The 20,458-nt window shown below is 69.0% G+C and carries 17 protein-coding genes; 11 read left to right on the top strand and 6 right to left on the bottom strand.

Going from position 1 to position 20,458, the window contains the following annotated elements:
* Positions 1-222 precede the first annotated feature (222 nt).
* From NZH93_RS35750 to NZH93_RS35740, 3 genes are all read right to left on the bottom strand, one after another.
* Positions 223-1,080 carry a hypothetical protein gene (locus NZH93_RS35750; protein WP_259627705.1) on the bottom strand — a complete coding sequence of 286 codons (858 nt, stop codon included), beginning with the start codon at positions 1,078-1,080 and terminating at the stop codon, positions 223-225.
* A 222-nt stretch (positions 1,081-1,302) separates the two neighbouring features.
* A complete protein-coding gene (locus tag NZH93_RS35745) occupies positions 1,303-1,944 on the bottom strand; it encodes a class I SAM-dependent methyltransferase (RefSeq protein WP_259627704.1) in 642 nt (213 codons plus the stop codon).
* An 18-nt stretch (positions 1,945-1,962) separates the two neighbouring features.
* Positions 1,963-3,162, bottom strand: coding sequence for a cysteine desulfurase-like protein (locus NZH93_RS35740; RefSeq protein WP_259627703.1), 1,200 nt, complete (start codon positions 3,160-3,162; stop codon positions 1,963-1,965).
* 92 nt (positions 3,163-3,254) lie between these two features.
* Here NZH93_RS35740 and NZH93_RS35735 point away from each other — a divergent pair, with 92 nt between their 5' ends.
* The 11 genes from NZH93_RS35735 to NZH93_RS35685 all read left to right on the top strand — a co-directional run bounded on the left by NZH93_RS35735 (position 3,255) and on the right by NZH93_RS35685 (position 16,140).
* Entirely contained in the window at positions 3,255-3,797 is a 543-nt protein-coding gene (locus NZH93_RS35735) for a bacterial proteasome activator family protein (protein ID WP_259627702.1), read from the top strand.
* 100 nt (positions 3,798-3,897) lie between these two features.
* Positions 3,898-4,761, top strand: coding sequence for a class I SAM-dependent methyltransferase (locus tag NZH93_RS35730; RefSeq protein ID WP_259627701.1), 864 nt, complete (start codon positions 3,898-3,900; stop codon positions 4,759-4,761).
* A gap of 59 nt (positions 4,762-4,820) precedes the next feature.
* Entirely contained in the window at positions 4,821-5,732 is a 912-nt protein-coding gene (gene wzm / locus NZH93_RS35725) for a galactan export ABC transporter permease subunit Wzm/RfbD (protein WP_259627700.1), read from the top strand.
* A 15-nt stretch (positions 5,733-5,747) separates the two neighbouring features.
* Positions 5,748-6,563: a galactan export ABC transporter ATP-binding subunit Wzt/RfbE gene (wzt, locus tag NZH93_RS35720; protein WP_259627699.1), complete on the top strand. Its 816-nt coding sequence runs from the start codon at positions 5,748-5,750 to the stop codon at positions 6,561-6,563.
* Between the two features lie 6 nt (positions 6,564-6,569).
* Positions 6,570-7,466 (top strand): galactofuranosyltransferase GlfT1, encoded by an 897-nt coding sequence (gene glfT1 / locus NZH93_RS35715; RefSeq protein ID WP_259627719.1) that lies wholly within the window; start codon positions 6,570-6,572, stop codon positions 7,464-7,466.
* 300 nt (positions 7,467-7,766) lie between these two features.
* Positions 7,767-10,067 carry a glycosyltransferase family protein gene (locus NZH93_RS35710; protein ID WP_259627698.1) on the top strand — a complete coding sequence of 767 codons (2,301 nt, stop codon included), beginning with the start codon at positions 7,767-7,769 and terminating at the stop codon, positions 10,065-10,067.
* 26 nt (positions 10,068-10,093) lie between these two features.
* Entirely contained in the window at positions 10,094-11,137 is a 1,044-nt protein-coding gene (locus NZH93_RS35705; protein ID WP_259627697.1) for a glycosyltransferase family 2 protein, read from the top strand.
* A 72-nt stretch (positions 11,138-11,209) separates the two neighbouring features.
* Entirely contained in the window at positions 11,210-13,135 is a 1,926-nt protein-coding gene (locus NZH93_RS35700) for a DUF6541 family protein (RefSeq protein WP_259627696.1), read from the top strand.
* 58 nt (positions 13,136-13,193) lie between these two features.
* Complete coding sequence (locus tag NZH93_RS35695) at positions 13,194-14,450, top strand: ABC transporter substrate-binding protein (protein ID WP_259627695.1); 1,257 nt, start codon at positions 13,194-13,196, stop codon at positions 14,448-14,450.
* Positions 14,447-15,331, top strand: coding sequence for a carbohydrate ABC transporter permease (locus NZH93_RS35690; protein WP_259627694.1), 885 nt, complete (start codon positions 14,447-14,449; stop codon positions 15,329-15,331). Before NZH93_RS35695 ends, NZH93_RS35690 begins: the two co-directional genes overlap by 4 nt.
* On the top strand, positions 15,328-16,140 hold the full coding sequence (locus NZH93_RS35685) for a carbohydrate ABC transporter permease (protein ID WP_259627693.1): 813 nt from the start codon (positions 15,328-15,330) through the stop codon (positions 16,138-16,140). Before NZH93_RS35690 ends, NZH93_RS35685 begins: the two co-directional genes overlap by 4 nt.
* A gap of 1 nt (position 16,141) precedes the next feature.
* Here the strand turns inward: NZH93_RS35685 and NZH93_RS35680 are convergent, their stop codons facing one another.
* The 3 genes from NZH93_RS35680 to glf all read right to left on the bottom strand — a co-directional run bounded on the left by NZH93_RS35680 (position 16,142) and on the right by glf (position 20,437).
* On the bottom strand, positions 16,142-16,900 hold the full coding sequence (locus tag NZH93_RS35680) for a class I SAM-dependent methyltransferase (protein ID WP_259627692.1): 759 nt from the start codon (positions 16,898-16,900) through the stop codon (positions 16,142-16,144).
* A gap of 101 nt (positions 16,901-17,001) precedes the next feature.
* Positions 17,002-18,978: a glycosyltransferase gene (locus NZH93_RS35675; protein WP_308214280.1), complete on the bottom strand. Its 1,977-nt coding sequence runs from the start codon at positions 18,976-18,978 to the stop codon at positions 17,002-17,004.
* Positions 18,979-19,228: 250 nt separating this feature from the next.
* Positions 19,229-20,437 carry a UDP-galactopyranose mutase gene (gene glf, locus NZH93_RS35670; protein ID WP_259627691.1) on the bottom strand — a complete coding sequence of 403 codons (1,209 nt, stop codon included), beginning with the start codon at positions 20,435-20,437 and terminating at the stop codon, positions 19,229-19,231.
* Between the last annotated feature and the right edge of the window lie 21 nt (positions 20,438-20,458).

The raw sequence follows: 20,458 nt of genomic DNA, 5'->3' as shown, positions 1-20,458 counted from the left end.
ACCCCCGTTCCCACCCAGGGTGGACGTCACGGTGTTGACGACGCCACCGAGGCCGAGCGGTCCCGCGTTGTTACCCGTGTCGGCGCTCGCCATGGTCTGGCCGAGCAGGACGAACCCGCCGGACAGGACCGCGGCGAGCAAGCCGCGTTGGACGTACTTGTGCATGTCGAACCTTCCTGGCAATCAAGCTTGGTGATCTGTCGGCTTGGTCGTCAGGTCGGGTCAACTGGGATGGTGAAGGCCGTAGTCGTAGAACCACGACCCGCGGGCCGGACCATCGGCGGGAGCGCCAACCGATCCCGTGTACGGCGTCGCCCTCGGCGAACCGGGGACCACGGCCGACGCGGGGGCGTTGAGGCCACCGGCCGACGCCGACGTCGTCATGCCCTGCACGACGAACGGCACATCACGCGGCAACGCGGGCACATCGCCCTGGTACCACGGTGAAGCAGGTGCGGCCTGAACCGCCGGAGGTGTCTTCGGGAGTCCCACGGCGGGGACTGCCCAGGCCTCCCTCGCGGGAGAGATCGCCACCTCCGTCGGAGCCGGTGTCGGAGACGGCACCGACGGCACCGATGTCACCGGCACGACCGGGGCCACGGGCGCCACGGGGGCGTCCGCCCGGCCGACCAGAAGCGGTTCGGTGACCGGCGCGAGAACCGGTGTCGCCACCGGGAGCACCTCTTCGGTCACCTGGACCACCGGGGCCAGCAGGGGCTCCGTCACGGGGGCGAGCGGTTCGAGCACCGGGGCGACCACGCGCGTCACGTCGTCGACGGTCGGCGCGAGCTGGTCGACCACGGGTCGCAGCGGCTCGGTCAGAGGCCGAACCGCTGTGGTCACGGGTTCGAGCACCGGCTCGGCCACCGCGGTCACCCCGCTCACCACGGGTGCGAGCTGCCCGGTCACCGGCGACAGCGTCCGGCTCACCCCGTTCGTCACGGGAGCGAGCTGGTCCGCGACCGGCGTGACGACCTGCGAGAGGCCGCCCAGCAGGCCCGAGGAGTGGTCTTCATCGGCGTTCGCCGTACCAACAGCGAGCACGCCGAACCCGACCACGAACCCGGCGGAAATGAGCATCCGTCGGATTGTTGTGGAAATGGTTATCTTCATGGAATCACCTCCCTCCGAGAATCAGCACCTGTACGTGGAAGGGTTCGTTGACCCATCCGTGCCGGTTCACACGAAAGTGGAGGAAAATTCGTTTTCGCAGCTCAGAGCTGTGAAAATAATTCTAAACTCCAACCCGGAAATTACTCTACGGCGCAGTAGCGTGGCCCAGCGCAAACGCAGGGTGATTATTCAGTCGAGCGCCAGCGCGCTGGCCAACGACGTGCGCGGGGTGGTCCGGAAGCGCAGGGAGAACTCCTCCGCCCAGCGCACCAGGACGGCCTGCTCGCCCGGTCGGTCGGCGTCGTCCACCAGCACCGCGGCGCCCGGCGCGAGCACGGCCCGCAGCACGGGCAGGGCGGGGTACCGGGCGTCGCCCAGCGACGGCCCGTCGACCAGCAGCAGGTCGACCAGCCCGAAGCGGTCCACGAACGCCGACACCTCGTCGTGCACCAGGCGGGGCGCGTACCAGGTGGACGTGCCCAGCGCCGCCGGGTGCGCGTCCAGCGGCGCGTAGACGACCCTGGCGACGTGCCCCAGGCCCTCGCGCCGGAGCTGGCTGGCGACGAACGCGGCGGTCCGCTCGTCGTGCTCCACGGACAGGAGGTGGCCGAAGCCGCGCTTCGCCAGGAAGCGGGCGAGGATCACCGAGGACGAGCCGCAGCCGCACTCGACGAGGACCGTGCGGGAGCCGAGCAGGATCTCGTCCACCACGGCGGCGAGCGCCGCGGGACGCAGCTCCTGCGCCGTGTTCGGCAGGTAGTGGGACATGATCGGCGCCAGTCGCTGCAACGCCGCCAGGTCGGCGATCTCCCGTGCCAGCGAGTCGTCCACCCCAGGCCTCCCCGCCTCTTACCCCAGCTCGGCGACCGCCCGCACGAGTTGATCCACTTCTACCGCGTTCGTGTAGTGGGCGAGACCCACCCGGATCGCGCCACCCACCTCGCCGACGCCCAGCACCGAGAACACGCCGTGCTGACCGGGGTCGGCGAAGGCGCAGACCCCGCGTTCGGACAGGTGCTCGACGCCTTCGGCCGCCTTGACCCCGGCGATCGTGAACGCCAGGGCGGGGACCCGCCGCATGGCGTCGCCGATCACCATGACGTGGCGGAGCGAGCGCAGTTCGTTGATGAGATTAGCCAGCAGACCGGCCTGGTAGGCCTTCACCGAACCCAACGATGTGAGCACGCGTTCGCGGCGCGGGCCGATCGCCGCGTCGTCCAGGCCCGCCAGGTAGTCGACGGACGCGACGAGCCCGGCCAGCAGCGGGTAGGCGTGCGGGCCGAGTTCCAGCCGTTCAGGGCCGCGCGCGCCCGGTTCGACGGAGCACGACGGCAGGTGGTCGAGCACCGACGCGTCGCGGAAGACGAGCGCGCCGACCGGCGGGCCGCCCCAGGTGTTCGCGGACACGGCGACCACGTCGGCGTCCATCGAGGTGATGTCCAGCGGCACGAACGGCGCCGCGGACGAGGCGTCCACGACCACCATGGCGCCGCGCCTGCGTGCCGCCTCGGCGATCTTGCGGAGGTCGGGGCGGGTGCCGACGGAGCCGGACGCGGCGGTGACCGCGACGAGCTTGCAGCGGTCCGTCACGAGGTCGTCGTACTGCCAGCCGGGCAGCTCGCAGGTCTCGATGTCGACCTCGGCCCAGCGGACGACGCTGCCGGTGCGCTGCGCGGCCCGCTGCCACGGCGCGATGTTCGACGGGTGGTCGAGCCTCGACACCACGACCTCGTCGCCGAGGAACCAGCCGTCGGACAGGGCGTCGGCGAGCCGTTGGAGGAGCACCGCGGAGTTCGGCCCGAGCACGACCCCGGCGGGGTCGGCGCCGACGAGGTCCGCGATGGACCGGCGGGCGGCGTCGACGATCGCCTCGGCGCGCTGGGAAGCCGGGAAAATTCCACCCGGACCGGAAACCGGGGCGCGGAGGGCGGTGGACACGGCGGTGGCCACCTGTTCCGGCACCTGCATGCCCGCGGGTGCGTCCAGGTGGACCCAGCCGTCGCCGAGAGCGGGGAAGAGACCCCGGACCCGAGCGACGTCGAACGCCATGCCCCACACGGTACGGAGGTGGACGGGTCAGCCCAAACCAGGGGCACGGACCCGGTTCACCGCCGACGGGCGGATCGGGCGAGGATGGAGGCATGAGCGACGCAGGCGAGAACGAGCGGCACGTCGTCGTGGTCGGGCCGGACGGAACCCCCGTGGGCACCGCCCGGATCCCCGCCGACGCGGACACCAACGGAGGAGGTCAGGACGTGTCGGAACTCGTGGAGCAGCCGGCGAAGGTCATGCGGATCGGCACGATGATCAAGCAGCTCCTGGAGGAGGTGCGGGCCGCGCCGCTGGACGAGGCGAGCCGGGCCAGGCTGAAGGAGATCCACAAGCGCTCCATCGAGGAGCTGGAGGACGGCCTCGCGCCGGAGCTGCGCGACGAGTTGGAGCGGCTGTCGCTGCCGTTCACGGAGGACGGCATCCCGTCGGACGCCGAACTGCGGATCGCGCAGGCACAGCTCGTCGGCTGGTTGGAGGGTCTGTTCCACGGCATCCAGACGGCGCTGTTCGCCCAGCAGATGGCGGCCCGCGTGCAACTCGAGCAGATGCGCGGTCGCGCCCTGCCCGCCGGGACGGGCGGTCTGGAAGCTCCCGAGGGTCCGCACATCTCAGGGTCTGGCCAGTACCTCTGAGTTCGGTGCAGACTGCGCCTCTCACCATCGACGGTGACGGGGACCACCCTCCCCGACGTGACGAAGCGGCGACCCCCGTGCGCCGAGAGGAGAACCCGACGTGCTCGACCGAGTCCGCCGCGGCCTGCGAGCCGAACAGATCCGCCGTTCCCTCAGGGCCAAGGTGACGCGAGCGATCGACGACGTGGTCGGCCCGTACCACCGGGCGCAGACCGAGCGGATCGACGCGCTCCAGCGCGAAGTGGACGGCCTGCGCGAGGACGTGCGGCACCAGTCCGACCGGATCGTGGAGACGAGCAGGCAGTTCGAGATCCGCGCCCGCCGCGACCTGGTGTTCGCGGGCGAGCGGGAAGCGGCGTTGCAGAGCGCGCAGTTCGTGCGCGACAACATGCCGACGGTGCCGCAGTTCGGCCACCCGCACCAGACGCTGGAGCACGCGCTCGGCCTGGTCACCCAGGACGGGCTGGCCCTGGAGTTCGGCGTCTACACCGGCAGCACCCTGAAGATCATCGCCGCTTCGCGCGGCGAGGAGGACGTGTACGGCTTCGACTCGTTCGAGGGCCTGCCGGAGGACTGGCGCAACGGCTTCCCCGCCGGGATGTTCAACGTCGAGGGCCTGCCGGACGTGCCGGGCGCCGAGCTGGTCGTCGGCTGGTTCGACGACACGCTGCCGGGCTTCCTGGAGGAGCACGAGGGGCCGGTGACGTTCCTCCACGTCGACTGCGACCTCTACTCCTCGACGAAGACCGTGCTCGACCTGGTGGGCCCGCGGCTGGTGCCCGGCAGCATCGTGGCGTTCGACGAGTACTTCAACTTCCCCGGCTGGGAGCAGCACGAGCACAAGGCCTGGATGGAGTACGTGGAGAAGTCCGGGATCCGGTTCAGCTACGAGGGGTACACCTACGACCACGAACAGGTGATCGTGAAGGTGACCAGCGTGTTGTCGGCCCCCGAGGCCGGGTAACCGCTCCGTGACCGACCGGCGGCAAGTGGTCCCACCTGCCGCCGGTAGTCTCAGCTCTCGTGCAGCCCACCAGTACGGCCGACCGAGCTGAAGCACCCCCCGCGTCCAACTCGCGCACCTTCGCGCGCGCGTTCGCCGATGTGCGAGACGCGTGGCAGCACAGGGAGCTGTGGGGGCACCTCGGCTGGCAGGACATCAAGCAGCGGTACCGCCGGTCGGTGATCGGTCCACTGTGGATCACCATCTCGATGGGGTCGACCGCGCTGGCGCTCGGCCTGCTGTACTCGACGCTGTTCAAGCAGGACCTCGCGACGTTCCTGCCGTACGTCACGGTCGGGTTCATCGTCTGGAACTTCATCCTCGGCGTGATCACCGAGGGCACGGACGTGTTCATCGCCAACGAGGGGCTGATCAAGCACCTACCTGCGCCGATGACCGTCCACGTGCTGCGGATGGTGTGGCGGCAGCTCCTGTTCTTCGCGCACAACCTGGCCGTCTACGTGGTCGTGCTGATCGTCTTCTTCCCGGCGCTGACCAAGCCGTACCACATGGAGGGCGACACCTTCACGCATCCGGGCATCACCTGGAACATCCTCCTGGTGATCCCCGCGATGGCGCTCCTCGTGGTCAACGCGGTGTGGGTCGCGCTGCTGTTCGGCATCATCAGCACCCGCTTCCGGGACATCCCGCCGGTGATCAACAGCTTCATCAACCTGATCTTCTTCATGACGCCGATCGTGTGGCACACCGGCGTGCTCAACACGGTCACCAACGGCGAGGGCAACTGGCGCATCCTGATCGCGGAGCTCAACCCGCTCTACCACTTCGTGGAGCTGGTCCGGGCCCCGCTGATCGGACACGTGCAGTCCTGGCACCATTGGGTCGTGGTCGGTGCGTTCACCATCGGTGGCTGGGCATTGGCATTCGTGGCGCTGCGCAACTACCGTGCCCGCGTCTCCTACTGGGTCTGAGTGAGGCCGCACAACATGGTCAGCATCGAAGTCTGGAACGCATCCGTCGACTTCCCGATCTTCGACGCCAAGTCGAGGTCGCTGAAGAAGCTCGCCCTCGGCAAGGTCGGCGGCAAGATCGGCTCCGAAGGCCGGGTCCCGATAATCGAGGCGCTGCACGACATCACCCTCTCCATCAAGGAAGGTGACCGGGTCGGCCTCGTCGGCCACAACGGCGCGGGCAAGTCGACGCTGCTGCGGCTGCTGGCGGGCATCTACGAGCCCACCAGGGGCAGTTCGCGCATCACCGGCAAGGTGGCGCCCGTGTTCGACCTCGGCGTCGGCATGGACCCGGAGATCTCCGGCTACGAGAACATCATGATCCGGGGCCTGTTCCTCGGCATGACCCGCAAGCAGATGGAGAAGCGGGTCGACGACATCGCGGAGTTCACCGAACTCGGCGACTACCTGTCGATGCCGCTGCGCACCTACTCCACGGGTATGCGCGTCCGACTGGCGCTGGGCGTCGTGACCTCGATCGACCCCGAGATCCTGCTGCTGGACGAGGGCATCGGCGCGGTCGACGCGGCGTTCATGGCGAAGGCGAGGGACCGGCTCAGGGACCTCGTGCGGCGCTCCGGCCTGCTGGTCTTCGCGAACCACTCCGACGAGACGCTGATCGAGTTCTGCGACTCGGCGATCTGGATGGACGAGGGCCAGGTGAAGCAGCAGGGCTCGCTCCGCGAGGTCCTGACCGCGTACAAGGGCCACGACCCGTTCGAGTACCTCAGCCCGGAAACCCTGGCCCGCATCAGCGGCGAGCCCGTGCTCAGCACGAATGGTGGCGAGTAGACCGTGATCGAGGCACTGCCCAAGGGCTCCGTCGTCGCCGTCGTCGTGACCCGGCACCGCCGCGAACTCCTCTCGGAGTCGCTGAAGGTGCTCGCGTCGCAGACGAGGGTGCCCGACCACATCGTGGTCGTGGACAACGGTCCGGACCAGCCCGTCGAAGACCTGGTCGACCAGTGCCCCATCCCGTCGACCTACCTGGCGTCCCACCGCAACCTCGGCGGCGCGGGCGGGTTCGCGCTCGGCATGCTGCACGCGCTGTCGCTCGGCGCCGAGTGGCTGTGGCTGGCCGACGACGACGGCAGGCCCGCGGACGAGACGGTGCTCGCGGTGCTGCTGGAGGAGGCGGAGAAGCGGAAGCTCGCCGCCATCTCGCCGGTGGTGTCGAACATCGAGGCGCCGGACAAGCTGGCGTTCCCGCTGCGCCGCGGCCTGACGTGGAAGCGCAACACCCAGGACCTGGGCACCGACTTCCTGCCCGGCATCGCGTCCCTGTTCAACGGCGCGCTGTTCCGCGCGTCCACGGTCGACGTCATCGGCGTCCCGGACTACCGGCTGTTCTTCCGCGGCGACGAGGTGGAGATCCACCGGCGGCTGGTCCGCACCGGGCTGCGCTTCGGGACGTCCCTCAAGGTCGCCTACCTGCACCCGGACGGCTCGGACGAGTTCAAGCCGATGCTCGGCGGCCGGTTCCACGCGCAGGACCCGGAGAACCCGATCAAGCGCTACTACACCTACCGGAACCGCGGGTACCTGCTGTCGCAGCCGGGGATGCGGAAGCTCGGGGCGCTCGAGGTGTTCCGCTTCGGCCTGTACTTCGTCGGTGTGCGAAAAGACCCGAAGGCTTTCCTGGAGTGGATCAAGCTGGTCCAGCTCGGCAGGCGGGAACGATTCTTCCGCAAGTGACCACCGGCCACCCGGCTCCGGTTGACCGGGGCCGGGTGCGGTCGAGCTCGTCGCGGCCGACCGGCTAGAGTACCCGGCAAAGTTGTTTCAGCCGGGTTGCTGCGACATTTCTTGGACAGGCGCTCCGAATGATCCACCGCAGGCCGATCACTTACCGCTCGCGTCCACTCCGGGCAGTAGCGGTATTCGGTCTTGCGCAGATCGTGACGAACCGCGGAACGACAGCGATGAACTCGTCACGGCATCGACACCGCCACTCGATGCGCACGAATCCCACAGCCCCCTCGACGATTGCCTGAGATGAGTGCAGCGACTGTGAGTCCCGCGGTGGACAGCGAAGAAACAAACGCGGTGCAGGAGGAGAAACCTTCTCTGCGCAAGCGTCTGACCCCGCCGCTGGTGATGGTGGGCCTGGTGCTCCTCGGCGCCGTGATGCCCCTTTACCGCAACCACATCTTCTACTACTGGGACGACACCGCGGCCGCGGCGGTCCCGGTGTGGCAGCGGGTCGGCGAGGCGATCAGCCAGGGCCGCCTGCCGCTGCTCGAACTCGACATGTGGCGCGGCGGCAACTTCGCGGCCGAGGTCGCGACCGGGATGTGGAACCCCGTCGAGGTCGCGCTGGCCGTCGGCACCCAGTGGATCGACAACGTCGCGCTGGCCATCACGATCGTGAAGCTCGCGTTCATGGTCATGTTCTCGGTCGGCACCTACCTGCTCGCCCGTGAGTACGGCGTGCGCCCATGGGTCTCCGCCGCGATCGGCGCCGCGCTGCCGCTGTCGGGCTACGTGCTCTTCATGGACGGCACGTCCTGGATCAACGCGCTCGTGACCTACGGCTTCATGCCGTACGTGTGGTGGACCGCCCGGCGGGCCGCCCGGTCCGGCAAGTCGATGATCTGGGTCGTGGTCACCGGTTACCTCGCGTGCACCACCGGCAACCCGTACGAGCTGGTCAGCTTCGGCCTCTGCATCCTCGCCGTGATGCTGGAGACCTGGCTGGTGTTCGACCGCAAGCGCGTCTGGAGCCTGATGGGCGCGGGCGCGGCGGTCATCCTGATGAACGTCATCGTGTACCTGCCGTTCGCGCTGACCGCCTCGGTCAGCTACCGGCGGGACAGCAAGACCCTCAACGACGGGTTCCTCGCTCCGCAGTTGCAGGACTTCATCGGCATGAGCAACCCGTCCATGCAGCCGTTGGTGAACATCTGGAGCGGGCTGACCCCGACGTTCCCCGCGCTGTACCTGGCCTGGTTCATCGTCCCGCTGGTCCCGTGGCTGCGCTGGCGGGTGCTGGTGGAACGCCGCCGCGAGCTGATGGGCCTGTACTTCTACACGGCCGTCTACGTGCTGCTGGTGCTCGGCCCGTCGCAGCTCAGCGTCTTCCGCTGGCCCATGCGGCTGGTGCCGTTCCTGTTCCTGCCGCTGATCGTCATCTGGGCCATCGTGGCCAGCGAGGGTCTCCAGCGGACCAAGGCGCGAGCCCGGATGGCCACGTCCATGGCGCTGATCGCGTTCGGTGCCTACCTGGGGTGGGCGGCGCTGCCCACCACCGACCGCAGGCAACTGCTCACCAACGCCATCCTGGCGATCATGGTCGTCGTGCTGGTCAAGGTCGGCGTCGAGAAGGCCAAGGGCTTCGCGGTCATCGCCGTCGGCACCATCGGCTTCCTCGCCTGCCAGCTCTACTGGTTCCCGGCGAACTACAGCGTCACCGACTACAAGTTCCCCACCAGCGAGAAGCTGCTGGAGGAACGGTTCTCCGGGCGGTACGAGGGCATGACGGTGCAGATCGCCAACCTCGGCAACGTCGCGGGCAACGACCGCTACCCGGACGGCGCCTACAAGGACCTGACGTTCGGCACCAACTTCAGCCTCGCGGGCGTGGAGACGCTCACCGCCTACAGCGGTGTCGGCTTCAACGCGATGGACAACGCCACCTGCACTCTCTACCAGGGTTCCACCTTCTGCCCGGAGGCGTGGAAGTCGCTCTGGACGCCGCCGCCCGGCGCCACCGCCCCGCTGGCCGACCTCCTGCGCGCGCAGACCGTGGTCGTGCAGAACTCCCTGATCGACACCCGCCGCGAGCCCGCTCCCGAAGGCTGGCGGCAGGCCGAGTCGACCGACCGCGTCGTGGTGTGGAAGCGGATCGACCCGCTCCCCTACCCCGGCGGCCGGGTGTCGTCCACGCCGAACGGCCTGCGGGTCGACTCGGACCGGATGACCGGCGACGTCAGCGAAGAGGTCAAGTTCAGCGGCGCGAACGGCGGGTCCGTCGTGTTCGCCAGGCTGGCCTGGCCCGGCTACGAAGCCAAGATCAACGGCAAGGACGTCCCGGTTCGGCTCGGCCCGGCAGGCCTGGCCACCGTCGACCTGCCGAAGGACGTCTCCAGCGGAACCCTGGAGATCACCTGGGTGATGCCCGGTCTCGGGATCGGCATCGCGACCGGCGCGGCAGGCCTGCTCATCACCGTGGTGCTCGGTTTCGTCGACTGGTCGCAGCGCCGCCGTCGACGCGTCGAGGGCGCCGCGGACGAGCCGGTGAGCCCCAACCTCGACGACCAGAAGCTCGTGACCGCAGGAACAGGAGAGCGGCAGTGACCGGCCAACGAGAATCGAAGGTAGACATGACCGATCCAGCACGCCGCCCGCTGGTCTCCATCATCGTGCCCGCCTACGACGAGGCACCGAACGTGACCGGCACCGTGGCGCTGTTCCACGAGATCCGGCGCTCGCAGCCCGACGTGGACTTCGAGATCGTGCTCATCGACGACGGTTCCACGGACAACACCGCAGACCTGTTCATCGCCGCGCTGGGCGAGGACGACGTGGCCCGCGTGGCCTCGTTCTCCCGCAACTTCGGCTCGCACGCGGGTCTGAGCGCCGGTTTCGCGCTGTGCCGCGGCGACTGCGCCATCACGCTCAGCGCGGACCTCCAGGAGCCGATCGACGTCATCGACCGCTTCCTGGAGGAGTGGCGCGCGGGCCACGACATCGTGTGGGCCATCCGCGCGACGCGCTCGGTGCCCAAGGGCATCGCCAACAAGCTCGCGCTGAAGTTCAACGACTTCTTCGCCAAGCACGCCGACCTGCCGTCGACCTTCCCGAAGGAAGGCCCGTCGCAGATGCTGGTCGGCAGGCCGGTGCTCGACGTCGTGAACGCCATGCCGGAGCTGAACCGCAACATCCTCGCGCTCGTCGCGTGGTCCGGCTTCCGCCAGACGACCGTCGCGTTCGAGCAGAAGCCGCGGCTCGCCAACGACAGCAAGTGGACCACCAGCAAGAAGATCAAGCTGGTGTTCGACTCGTTCGTCGAGTTCTCCGCGATGCCGGTCATGCTGATGCTGGTGCTCGGCACGCTGTTCACCGCCGTCGGCCTGCTGGTGGCGCTGGTGATGCTGGTCATCGCGCTGGTGACGCTGTCCGCGCCGAGCACGCTCGGCCTGATCATCGCGGCCGTGCTGTTCGTCGGCGGCGTGCAGATCGGCTGCGTCGGCATGATCGGCCAGTACGTGTACCGGGCGGGCGACGACGCCCGCAAGCGCCCGCTGTACGTGACGCGCTCGGTCCGCGACATCAACTCGCCCGCCTCCTCGGCGCCCTCGGCGTCGTTCGACATGGAGGCGCTGGCCAACCTGAACGGGAGCCGCACGGCCGCAGGCCGCTCCTGAGTCCTGTACACCCGGTGGTGCGCTCCGACCAGGGGCGCACCACCGCTTGCTGAACCAGGTCAGGAGCGCGCCGTGCTCGACACGTTGTTGGAGTTCCGTCCGTCGACGGTGCTGCTCCTCGTCGTCACGGCCGTCCTCCTGTGGACGCCCGGCTCGCTGCTGGCGGCCGTCCTCGGCCTCCGGGGCTGGCTGCTCGCGGGCACCGCACCCGTCGTCACGATGGGGCTGGTCGGGCTCGGAGCGCCGCTCGCGCCCGCCATCGGCCTTGGCTGGAGCACGTGGTTCTTCCTCGGCTGGACGCTGCTCGTGTGCCTGGTGGCGGCCGGTGCCGTGCTCCTGCTGCGCCGCCGTGGCCTGGTGCTGGTGCCGCCGACCACCGGGTGGTCGCGGGCGGGCACGCTGACCACCGTCGCCGCCGTGGTGATCGCGGCGGGCGTGGCCGCGCTGACGATCCGCACCGGCACCTCCGGGCTGGGGTCGCTGCCGCAGGGCTGGGACGCCCCGTACCACGGCAACGGCATCCGCTTCATCGCCGAGACCGGCAACTCCGGCAACCGCGCGTTCGGCTGGATCGACGTGCCGGACTCGCCGAACGGGGCGTTCTACCCCAACGCGTACCACGCGTTCGAAGCGCTGGCGTACCGGCTGACCGGCGACACCATCCCGACCGTGATGAACAGCGGCATGCTGGTGACCGCCGCGCTCGGCGTGCCGCTCGGCACGATCGCGATCGTCAAGGCGCTGCACGGCAGCGCGGGCCTGGCCGCCGCGTCGGCGCTGGTGTCGACCTCGTTCGCCTCCTACCCGTTCGACCTGTGGCAGTGGGGGCAGCTCTACCCGTACGCGGCGGGGCTGTCGCTGGTGCTGCCGTTCCTCGCGCTGCTCGTCCGGTGGCTCGACAGCGGTTTCGACCGGATCGGCGTGCTCGTCGCGCTGAGCACCGTCGCCCTCGTCGCGACCCACTCGGCGATGGCCTTCGTCGGCGCGATCCTCGGGCTCTGCTACCTCGTGCAGCGGGTCGTCCAGGCCCCGTCGCGGTTCGTCCGCCGGGACCTGCCCCGGCTCGCGGTCCTCGCGGTGGGCGCGGTCGCCCTGTCCGGCGTCTACCTCCTCGGCGCGCTGACGATGGCGGGCCGGACCGCCGCCTACAACTGGCCCGCCGTGACGACGTCGTCGAAGGCGTTCGGCGACGCGGTGCTGCTCGGCCATGACGCGCACTGGCCGCAGTGGCTGCTCGCCGCGATCACCGTGGTCGGCGGGTACCTGCTGGTCAAGGTGCCCGCGTGGCGCTGGCTGCTCGTCGGCTACCTGATCTTCCTCGGCCTGTTCGTCGTGGCGGCGGCGCTGGACACGCCGTGGTCGACCGCCATCACGGCGCCCTGGTGGAACGACCGGTGGCGCTTGGTCGCGGTGCTCGTGCTGCCCGCGACCATCGCCGCGGGGTGGGCGTTGCAGGCCGCGGCGCGCCGGATCGTCCGCGGTCGCGCGGAGTCGCTCGGCGCGCTGGCGGTGGTCGGAGCCGTCCTCGCGGCGGGCTACCTGGGCCTGACCGGCGGCTACGCGGAGCGCAACGGGCAGCGCATGCAGTGGGACTTCGCCGGTTCCGTGGTGTCCGACCAGGAACGCGTCGGATTGCAGGAACTGGGCGCCATCGTGCGGCCCGGTGAGCGGGTGATGAACGACGGCGTCGACGGCACCGTGTGGACCTACGCGCTCAGCGGGGTGGAACCGATCATCGGCCACTACCCGAACCCGGCCACGCTCAGCCCGCGGCGGAAGCTGCTGCTGGAGCGCTTCAACCAGCTCGACACCGACGGCGCGGTCGGCCAGGTCGTCCGCGACCTCAACATCCGCTACGCCGTCGTGACGACCGGGTTCATGGACGGTTTCCGCCGGTCGCCGGGGCTCGCCGGGCTCAGCGGGTCCCCCGCGCTGCGCGTCCGCTACAGCAACCCGGACTTCACCCTCTACGAGGTCGACTGGACCAAGCTGGCCTGAGCCCGCCCCCGGCCTATCTCATTTGTGCACGGAGCGGAGTCGGAGTAGTACGGAACGTGTGAACTCTGGGGAGATCAGCCGTCGTACCGTCCTGAACGCCACCGGAGCGGCCGCGCTGGCGAGCCTGCTCGCCGCCTGCGGCTCCAACACCGGCCGGGGCGGTGGTGGGGGCCGGGAGATCCAGCAGTGGTACCACGCCTATGGCGAGGCGGGTGTGCAGCAGGCGGTCGAGCGGTACGCCGCGTCGTACGACCGGGCGGCCGTGCGGGTGCAGTGGAACCCCGGCGACTACGACTCGAAGCTGGCCACCAGCCTGCTGTCCGGCGGCGGGCCGGACGTCTTCGAGTCCACGTTGCAGATCAGCGCGGTCCGCGCGGGTCAGGTCGTGCCGCTGGACGACCTGATCGGCGAGGTCAGGGACGACTTCACGGACACGATCCTGGCCGGGCACACCGTCGAGGGGAAGGTCTACGGCATCCCGCAGGCCGTGGACATGCAGATGTTGTTCTACCGCAAGAGCATGTTCGAGAAGGCGGGCGTGCGACCACCATCCACGGTGGACGAGCTGATCGACGCCGCGAAGCGGCTGACGACCGGTGACGTGAAGGGGCTCTTCGCGGGCAACGACGGCGGCGTCGGCGTGCTCGGCGGCCCCGCGCTGTGGTCGGCGGGGCTCGACTACGTGACGCCGGAGCACCGGGTCGGCTTCGACGACCCGGCCGCGGCGACCGCGATCGGGAAGCTGCGCGAGCTCTACACGAGCGGCAGCCTGCTGCTCGGCGCGGTGAAGGACTGGGCGGAGCCGGACGCGTTCACCCAGGGCCTGGTCGCGATGCAGTGGACGGGGCTGTGGACCGTGCCCGCCGTGCAGGAAGCGCTCGGCGACGACTTCGGCGTGCTGCCGTGGCCCAAGCTCACCGCGAACGGCAAGCCGTCCGTCCCGGTCGGCGCCTACGGCGCGATGGTCAACGCCAAGAGCGAGCGCGTCGACGAGGCCAAGGCGTTCGTCAAGTGGCTGTGGATCGAGCGCACCGACTACCAGGAGGACTTCAACCTCGGCTACGGCTTCCACATCCCGCCGCGCCGCAGCCTCGCGGCGCGGGCCGACAAGCTGAAGACCGGCGTGTTCTCCGACGCGGTGAAGTTCGTGCAGGACAACGCGAAGTCGTCCAACCCGCCGGACTGGACCTCCGTGATGAGCACCGCGTTCAACGACGCGGTGTCCAGGGCGGTCCGCGAGGGCGCGGACGCGGGCACCGAGCTGAAGGCGGCGGCCGCGAAGGCCGCCGACGAGCTCAAGCGCCTGTACGGATGACCCGGTCGAACACCCGCGCGTTCTGGTTGTTCGTCGGGCCGTTCGCGGTGGGGCTGCTGGCGTTCGTCTACGTGCCGATCGGCTGGAGCGTGGTGCTGTCGTTCTTCGACGCGCGCAACACGGTCACGCCGACGGACTTCGTCGGACTGGACAACTACGCCGACATGCTCGGCGACACCGCGTTCCTGCGCAGCCTCGGCACGTTCAGCGCGTTCGCGGTGTTCATCGTGCCGCTGACCGCGGTCCTGTCGCTCGCGCTCGCGCTGCTGGTCAACCAGATCACGGTCATGCAAGCGTTCTTCCGCTCGGTGTTCTTCCTCCCGACGGCCTGCTCCTACGTGGTCGCCTCGCTGGTGTGGAAGCTGTCCATCTTCAACGGCGTCCGCTACGGCCTGGCGAACACCGTGCTCGGCTGGTTCGGCGCGGACCCGATCGCGTGGACCGCGTCGACCGACCCGCCCTGGTACTGGCTGGTGCTGGTCACGTTGAGGCTCTGGCTGCAACTCGGCTTCTACATGGTCCTGTTCATCGCCGGGCTCCAGCGGATCCCCCGGCACCTGTACGAGGCCGCGTGGATCGACGGCGCGAAGCCGGGCTGGCAGACGTTGCGGCACATCACGTTGCCGCAGTTGCGAACCACGACCGTCGCCGTCCTGCTGCTCAACCTGGTCGCGGCCTACCAGGCGTTCGACGAGTTCTACAACGTGCTCGGCACGGCCCGCGGCTACCCGCCGTTCGCCCGGCCGCCGCTGGTCTACCTCTACTACACCTCGCTGGGCAGCGGCGGCCAGGACTTCGGCCACGGCAGCGCGGGCGCCGTGCTGCTCGCCCTGCTCATCGCCGCGGTGACCCTGGCGCAGGGCAAGGTGATCACCCGATGAAGGCGGTGCGCTACCTCGCCCTGTCGATCGCCGCGGTGTTCTTCCTGCTGCCGTTCTACCTGATCGTCCGCAACGGACTGGCGACCGAGGCGGAGATCACCGCCCAGGACTGGACGCTGTTCCCCGACTCGCTCCGCTGGGAGAACGTCGGCGAGCTGTTCGCCGACCCGGCCGTGCCGATCCTGCGCAGCCTGGTGAACTCCACCGTGGTCGCCGTGCTGCAAACGGCCGGGCAACTGCTGTTCTGCTCGCTCGCGGGCTACGGGCTGGCCCGCATCCCCTACCGGCACGCGAACAAGGTCTTCTACGCCGTGGTGGCGACGCTGATGATCCCGGCGGCGGTGACGTTCGTGCCGACGTTCGTGGTCGTCTCGACGCTGGGCTGGGTCAGCGACCTGCGCGGGCTGGTGATCCCCGGCCTGTTCAGCGGGTTCACCGCCTTCCTGTTCCGCCAGTACTTCCGGAACTTCCCGAGGGAGTTGGAGGAGGCCGCCCGGATCGACGGCCTCGGCCACTGGGGCACCTACTGGCGGGTGGTGGTGCCGAACTCGCTCGGCTTCTTCGCCGCGCTCGGCGTGATCGCGTTCCTGACGAGCTGGAACCAGTTCCTCTGGCCGCTGGTCATCGCCCAGGACCAGGACTCGTGGACCGTCCAGGTGGCGCTGTCGGTGTTCCTCACCGCGCAGAGCGTCAACGTCCACGAGCTGTTCCTCGCGGCGGCCGTGTCGATCCTGCCGCTCGTGGTCGTCTTCCTGGTGCTGCAACGGTTCCTGGTCCGCGGCGTGACCGAGACCGGGATCAAGGGGTGACTCATCCCTTGCGCAGCAGCAGGAAGATGCTCGGTCCGAAGTAGACCTTGGCGAGCAGCGGTTGCAGGAGTCGCTCCAGCGCGACGCGGAACCGGTGCGGCATCAGCTTCTTCAGGGTGGTGCTGCGCAGGTTCGACACGGACAGCACGCGTTCGGTCCGCAGGCCCGCGGCGGCGAGCTGCTCGATCACGACGCGCGGGTTGTGGTTGACGAACGGGATCTCCTCGTCGTGGCGGTTCTCCGCCGACCGGATGTCGACCGGCTCGGTCGGCATCGGTTCGCGCCGCAGCAGGTACCTGATCCTGTTCCGCGCGTGCGCGAGGTTCGCGACCTCCACGATCGCGGTGCCGCCCGGCGCGAGCACCCGGCTGATCTCGGCGAACTCCGCGGCGGGGTCGGGAAGGTGGTGCGACACCCTGATCATCGTCACCAGGCCCGCCGACGCGTCGGCGAACACCAGGTCGTCGGCCTGCGTCTGGACCCGGTCGATGGTCGGGTCCTCACCGAGGAAGCGGTCCGCGATGTCGAGTTGCCGCCTGCTCGGCTCGGCCAGGGTCACGTGGTCCGCGAAGTCCTTGAGCAGCAGGCAAAGCCTGCCGTAGCCCCCGCCGACGTCCACCGCGCTGGCGAAGTGCCTGCCCTTGAGCAACCGCCGCATCGCCAGTTCCTCAGCGGCCTGCTCGTAGTCCCGCCCGTCCCAGTACCGCAGGTAGTCGTGCGCCGGACCGTCGTAGAAATCTGCTCGTTTCTTCTGCCCCATGCACCAAGTACGCCCGACCGGGCGAACTCGTTGCCCTCACGACGAAGGCCATCCCGACGACGGGAAGTCGCCGGGATGGCCTCGGTGTCAGCGGTACCGCGTCAGTTCTCGAAGATCTTGCGCCACGACTCGACGGAGGTCAGCTCCGGCAGCGCGTCGCGGTAGACCTTCTTCATCCGCGGCCACTCCTGGGCGAGCCTGCGGTAGTTGCGGGCGGAGCGCGCCATGAGCTGGCGGAACTCCTTGGGGTCGCGCTTGCGGAACGCCACACCGCTGCCGTCGGCGTTGGACACGGTCGCGCTGTCCAGGTTGCCGAGGAGGAACCAGCGGGCGTTGGTCGCGGGCACGTTGATCTGCGGGCGCTCGGTGGTGGAACCCTCCGGGTCGCGCAGGTTGTGCAGCAGGGCCTTCGACGCCTTCGCCGCGATGACGGCGGGGTTGACCGGCGGCTTCAGCATCTGCTCGGCGCGCACCATGTCGTAGGTGGGAGGCGGGAACTCGCGGGCCGACGTGAGGATCTGGGCGTCGGAGTACTGCTTGCGCATCTGCTGGATCTCCGGCAACGCGGTCCGCAACGAGTCGAACAGCTTGCTCGGGCCCGCGAGGAAGTCCTCGATGGCCCGCTGCTGCACGGCGACCGTCGAGTACTCCATCGACAGCAGGTGCCGCAGGGTCAGCTTGAGGCCCTGCTTCAACAGCGTCGAGCGGATGTCGTACGGGCTGTGCAGCGCCGCCATCACCAGGCGGTTGCGCGTGTGGAAGTACGCCTGCCAGTCGGTGGCGTCGTTCTTGTCCGTCCACGGCATGTGCCACACGGCGGAGCCGGGCAGCGACACCGTCGGGAAGCCGCGCTCCAGCGCGCGCAGCGAGTACTCGGCGTCGTCCCACTTGATGAAGAGCGGGAGCGGGTAACCGGTGCGCTGCACGACCTCGCGCGGGAACAGGCACATCCACCAGCCGTTGTAGGTGGAGTTGATGCGCAGGTGCAGCTCCTCGGTCTCGCGCAGCGAGTCGGTCGAGAAGTCGTGGTCGGTGAGCGCGCCGGGCGCCGCCCGCCAGTTGCAGGTCGCCAGGTCGACGACCTCGCCGAAGCTGTGCAGGCGGGCGCGGGCCTGGAGGTTCAGCATGTGGCTGCCGACGATGACCGGCTGTGCGCAGGCGCGGGCGAACGCGTTGGAGCGCAGCACGGCGTCCGGTTCGAGCCGGATGTCGTCGTCCATGAGCATGATCTGGGCGACGTCGGTGTGCTCGATCGCCTCGTACAGGCCGCGGGTGAAACCACCCGAGCCGCCGAGGTTCTCCTGCTCGATGATCTCCAGTTTGTCACCGAGGAGCTTGCGCGCCTCCGCGTAGCCCTGGGTGTCCTTGACCTTGACCGCGCCCTGGTCGGCGACGAAGACCTTCTGCACGACGTCGAGGACCGCGGGGTCCTCGCCGAGCGCCCGCAACGCGATGACCGCGTCGACCGGGCGCATGGTCGTCATGCCGATGGCGACCTTCTGCTCTGGCAGCGGCGTGTCCGTCGTCCACGCCGCTTCCTTGATCTCCAGCGGGGTGTCGTCGGTGAACACGTCGAACCAGATCCAGCCGCCGTCCTCGAACGGCTTGAGGCTGACGCGCAGTTCGAGGTTCGTCCACGCCTTCGGGCTGCGCACGGCGTGGCCCTCGAGGTGGATGTGGTCGCCGCTGGGCTTGGAGCGGTACACGTCGACGCGGCCCGCGCCGCGCACGGACAGGCGCAGCACGACCTCCTCGACGGTCGTCCAGCGCTTCCAGTAGCTGGCGGGGAACGCGTTGAAGTACGACGCGAACGACACCTTGGCGGAGGCGGGGACCGTCACGGATCGACGCGAGACCACGTGGCTGTGCACGTTCGCGGGCTCGTCCAGGTACAGCGGACGCACGTCGAGCGGGTCCTCGTCGCGGGGCAGGATCACCCGCTGGAGCACCTGGTTGGGGTTGATGCCCGCTCCCTTGGCCCCGACGCGGACCGAAGCCACGTCGCTGACCTTGCTGTCCGGAGCGGTCGTCTCGATCTTCGGGGCGGCGGCGCTAACGGCCTTGGCCTGCTCGGTCACGTGCTTCCTCCGGCGAACCGCCATCAACGCGGTTTCGGGTTCAGAATCGAACGTTCGACGTGTGGTCATGGCGTGCTTCGCCGCACCGCGAACGCCACGAGTCGTGGATCAGGTGCGGCGGCGTTGCCCTCATACTACCTACGAGCCCGTTCAACGCCCGTTCGGGCGTTTCGCGTTCCACCGTGTTCACAAATGGTGATCGCCCGGTAGGAAACCTGCGTCCCACCGGGCGATCACCATCGGGTCTTGATCAGATGCTGCCGTCGATCGGCGTGCCCTCGGTGAGGTGCGGCGCGATCTTGTTGTCGAACGTGCTCAGCGCGGCACCGATGGCCATGTGCATGTCGAGGTACTGGTAGGTGCCCAGTCGCCCGCCGAACAGCACGTTGCGCTCCGCCGCCTCGGCCTTGGCCAGCTCGCGGTACCGCTCCAGCATGACGCGGTCCTCGGCGGTGTTGATCGGGTAGTACGGCTCGTCGTCCTCCTTGGCGAAGCGGGAGTACTCCCGGACGATGACCGTCTTGTCCTTCGGGTAGTCCCGCTCCGGGTGGAAGTGCCGGAACTCGTGGATGCGCGTGTAGGGGACGTCGGCGTCGTTGTAGTTCATGACGGACGTGCCCTGGAAGTCGCCGGTGTTGACGACCTCGCGCTCGAAGTCCAGGGTGCGCCAGCCCAGGCGGCCCTCGGAGTAGTCGAAGTAGTGGTCCAGCGGCCCGGTGTAGACGACCGGCGTGCCCGCCGGGATCTCGTCCTTGACGTCGAAGTAGTCCGTGTTCAGCCGGACCTCGATGTTCTCGTGCTCCGCCATCTTCTCCAGCCACGCCGTGTAACCGTCGACCGGCAGGCCTTCGAAGTCGTCGTTGAAGTAGCGGTTCTCGAAGTTGTAGCGCACCGGCAGCCGGGTGATGTTGGCCGCGGGCAGGTTCTTCGGGTCCGTCTGCCACTGCTTGGCGGTGTAGCCGCGGATGAACGCCTCGTACAGCGGGCGGCCGATCAGCGAGATGGCCTTCTCTTCCAGGTTCTGCGCGTCGGCGGTCTTGATCTCGCTGGAGAGCGTCGCGATGAGCTCGCGGGCCTCGTCCGGCGTGTGCGACTTGCCGAAGAACTGGTTGATCAGCGCCAGGTTCATCGGGAACGAGTAGACCTGGTCCTGGTACTTGGCGAACACGCGGTGCTGGTACCCGGTGAACCGGGCGAACTGGTTGACGTACTCCCACACCCGCTTGTTGGACGTGTGGAACAGGTGCGCGCCGTAGCGGTGCACCTCGATGCCCGTCTCCGGCTCCGCCTCCGAGTAGGCGTTGCCACCAATGTGCTCACGGCGTTCGAGCACCAGGACCCGCTTGTTCAACTGGGTCGCGGTGCGCTCGGCAACCGTGAGGCCGAAGAATCCGGAACCGACAACGACGAGGTCATAACCAGCGAAGCTCACGGCGCCCGAGGATAGCGGTGCACGCATCGTGATCCCCACTTGGCCCTG

Origin of the sequence: Umezawaea endophytica, from assembly GCF_025061645.1 — a bacterium.
Taxonomy (GTDB): domain Bacteria; phylum Actinomycetota; class Actinomycetes; order Mycobacteriales; family Pseudonocardiaceae; genus Umezawaea; species Umezawaea endophytica.
The sequence above is the reverse complement of the archived record's forward strand: the minus strand, read 5'-3'. Positions and strand labels throughout refer to the sequence as shown.

Bases quoted from the DNA above. Each gene is read 5' to 3' on its own strand.
- wzt (WP_259627699.1), top strand. From the start codon at position 5,748: ATGGTCAGCATCGAAGTCTGGAACGCATCCGTCGACTTCCCGATCTTC.
- NZH93_RS35690 (WP_259627694.1), top strand. From the start codon at position 14,447: ATGACCCGGTCGAACACCCGCGCGTTCTGGTTGTTCGTCGGGCCGTTC.
- NZH93_RS35735 (WP_259627702.1), top strand. From the start codon at position 3,255: ATGAGCGACGCAGGCGAGAACGAGCGGCACGTCGTCGTGGTCGGGCCG.
- NZH93_RS35750 (WP_259627705.1), bottom strand. From the start codon at position 1,080: ATGCTCATTTCCGCCGGGTTCGTGGTCGGGTTCGGCGTGCTCGCTGTT.
- NZH93_RS35705 (WP_259627697.1), top strand. From the start codon at position 10,094: ATGACCGATCCAGCACGCCGCCCGCTGGTCTCCATCATCGTGCCCGCC.
- NZH93_RS35740 (WP_259627703.1), bottom strand. From the start codon at position 3,162: ATGGCGTTCGACGTCGCTCGGGTCCGGGGTCTCTTCCCCGCTCTCGGC.
- NZH93_RS35710 (WP_259627698.1), top strand. From the start codon at position 7,767: ATGAGTGCAGCGACTGTGAGTCCCGCGGTGGACAGCGAAGAAACAAAC.
- NZH93_RS35685 (WP_259627693.1), top strand. From the start codon at position 15,328: ATGAAGGCGGTGCGCTACCTCGCCCTGTCGATCGCCGCGGTGTTCTTC.
- NZH93_RS35680 (WP_259627692.1), bottom strand. From the start codon at position 16,900: ATGGGGCAGAAGAAACGAGCAGATTTCTACGACGGTCCGGCGCACGAC.
- glf (WP_259627691.1), bottom strand. From the start codon at position 20,437: ATGCGTGCACCGCTATCCTCGGGCGCCGTGAGCTTCGCTGGTTATGAC.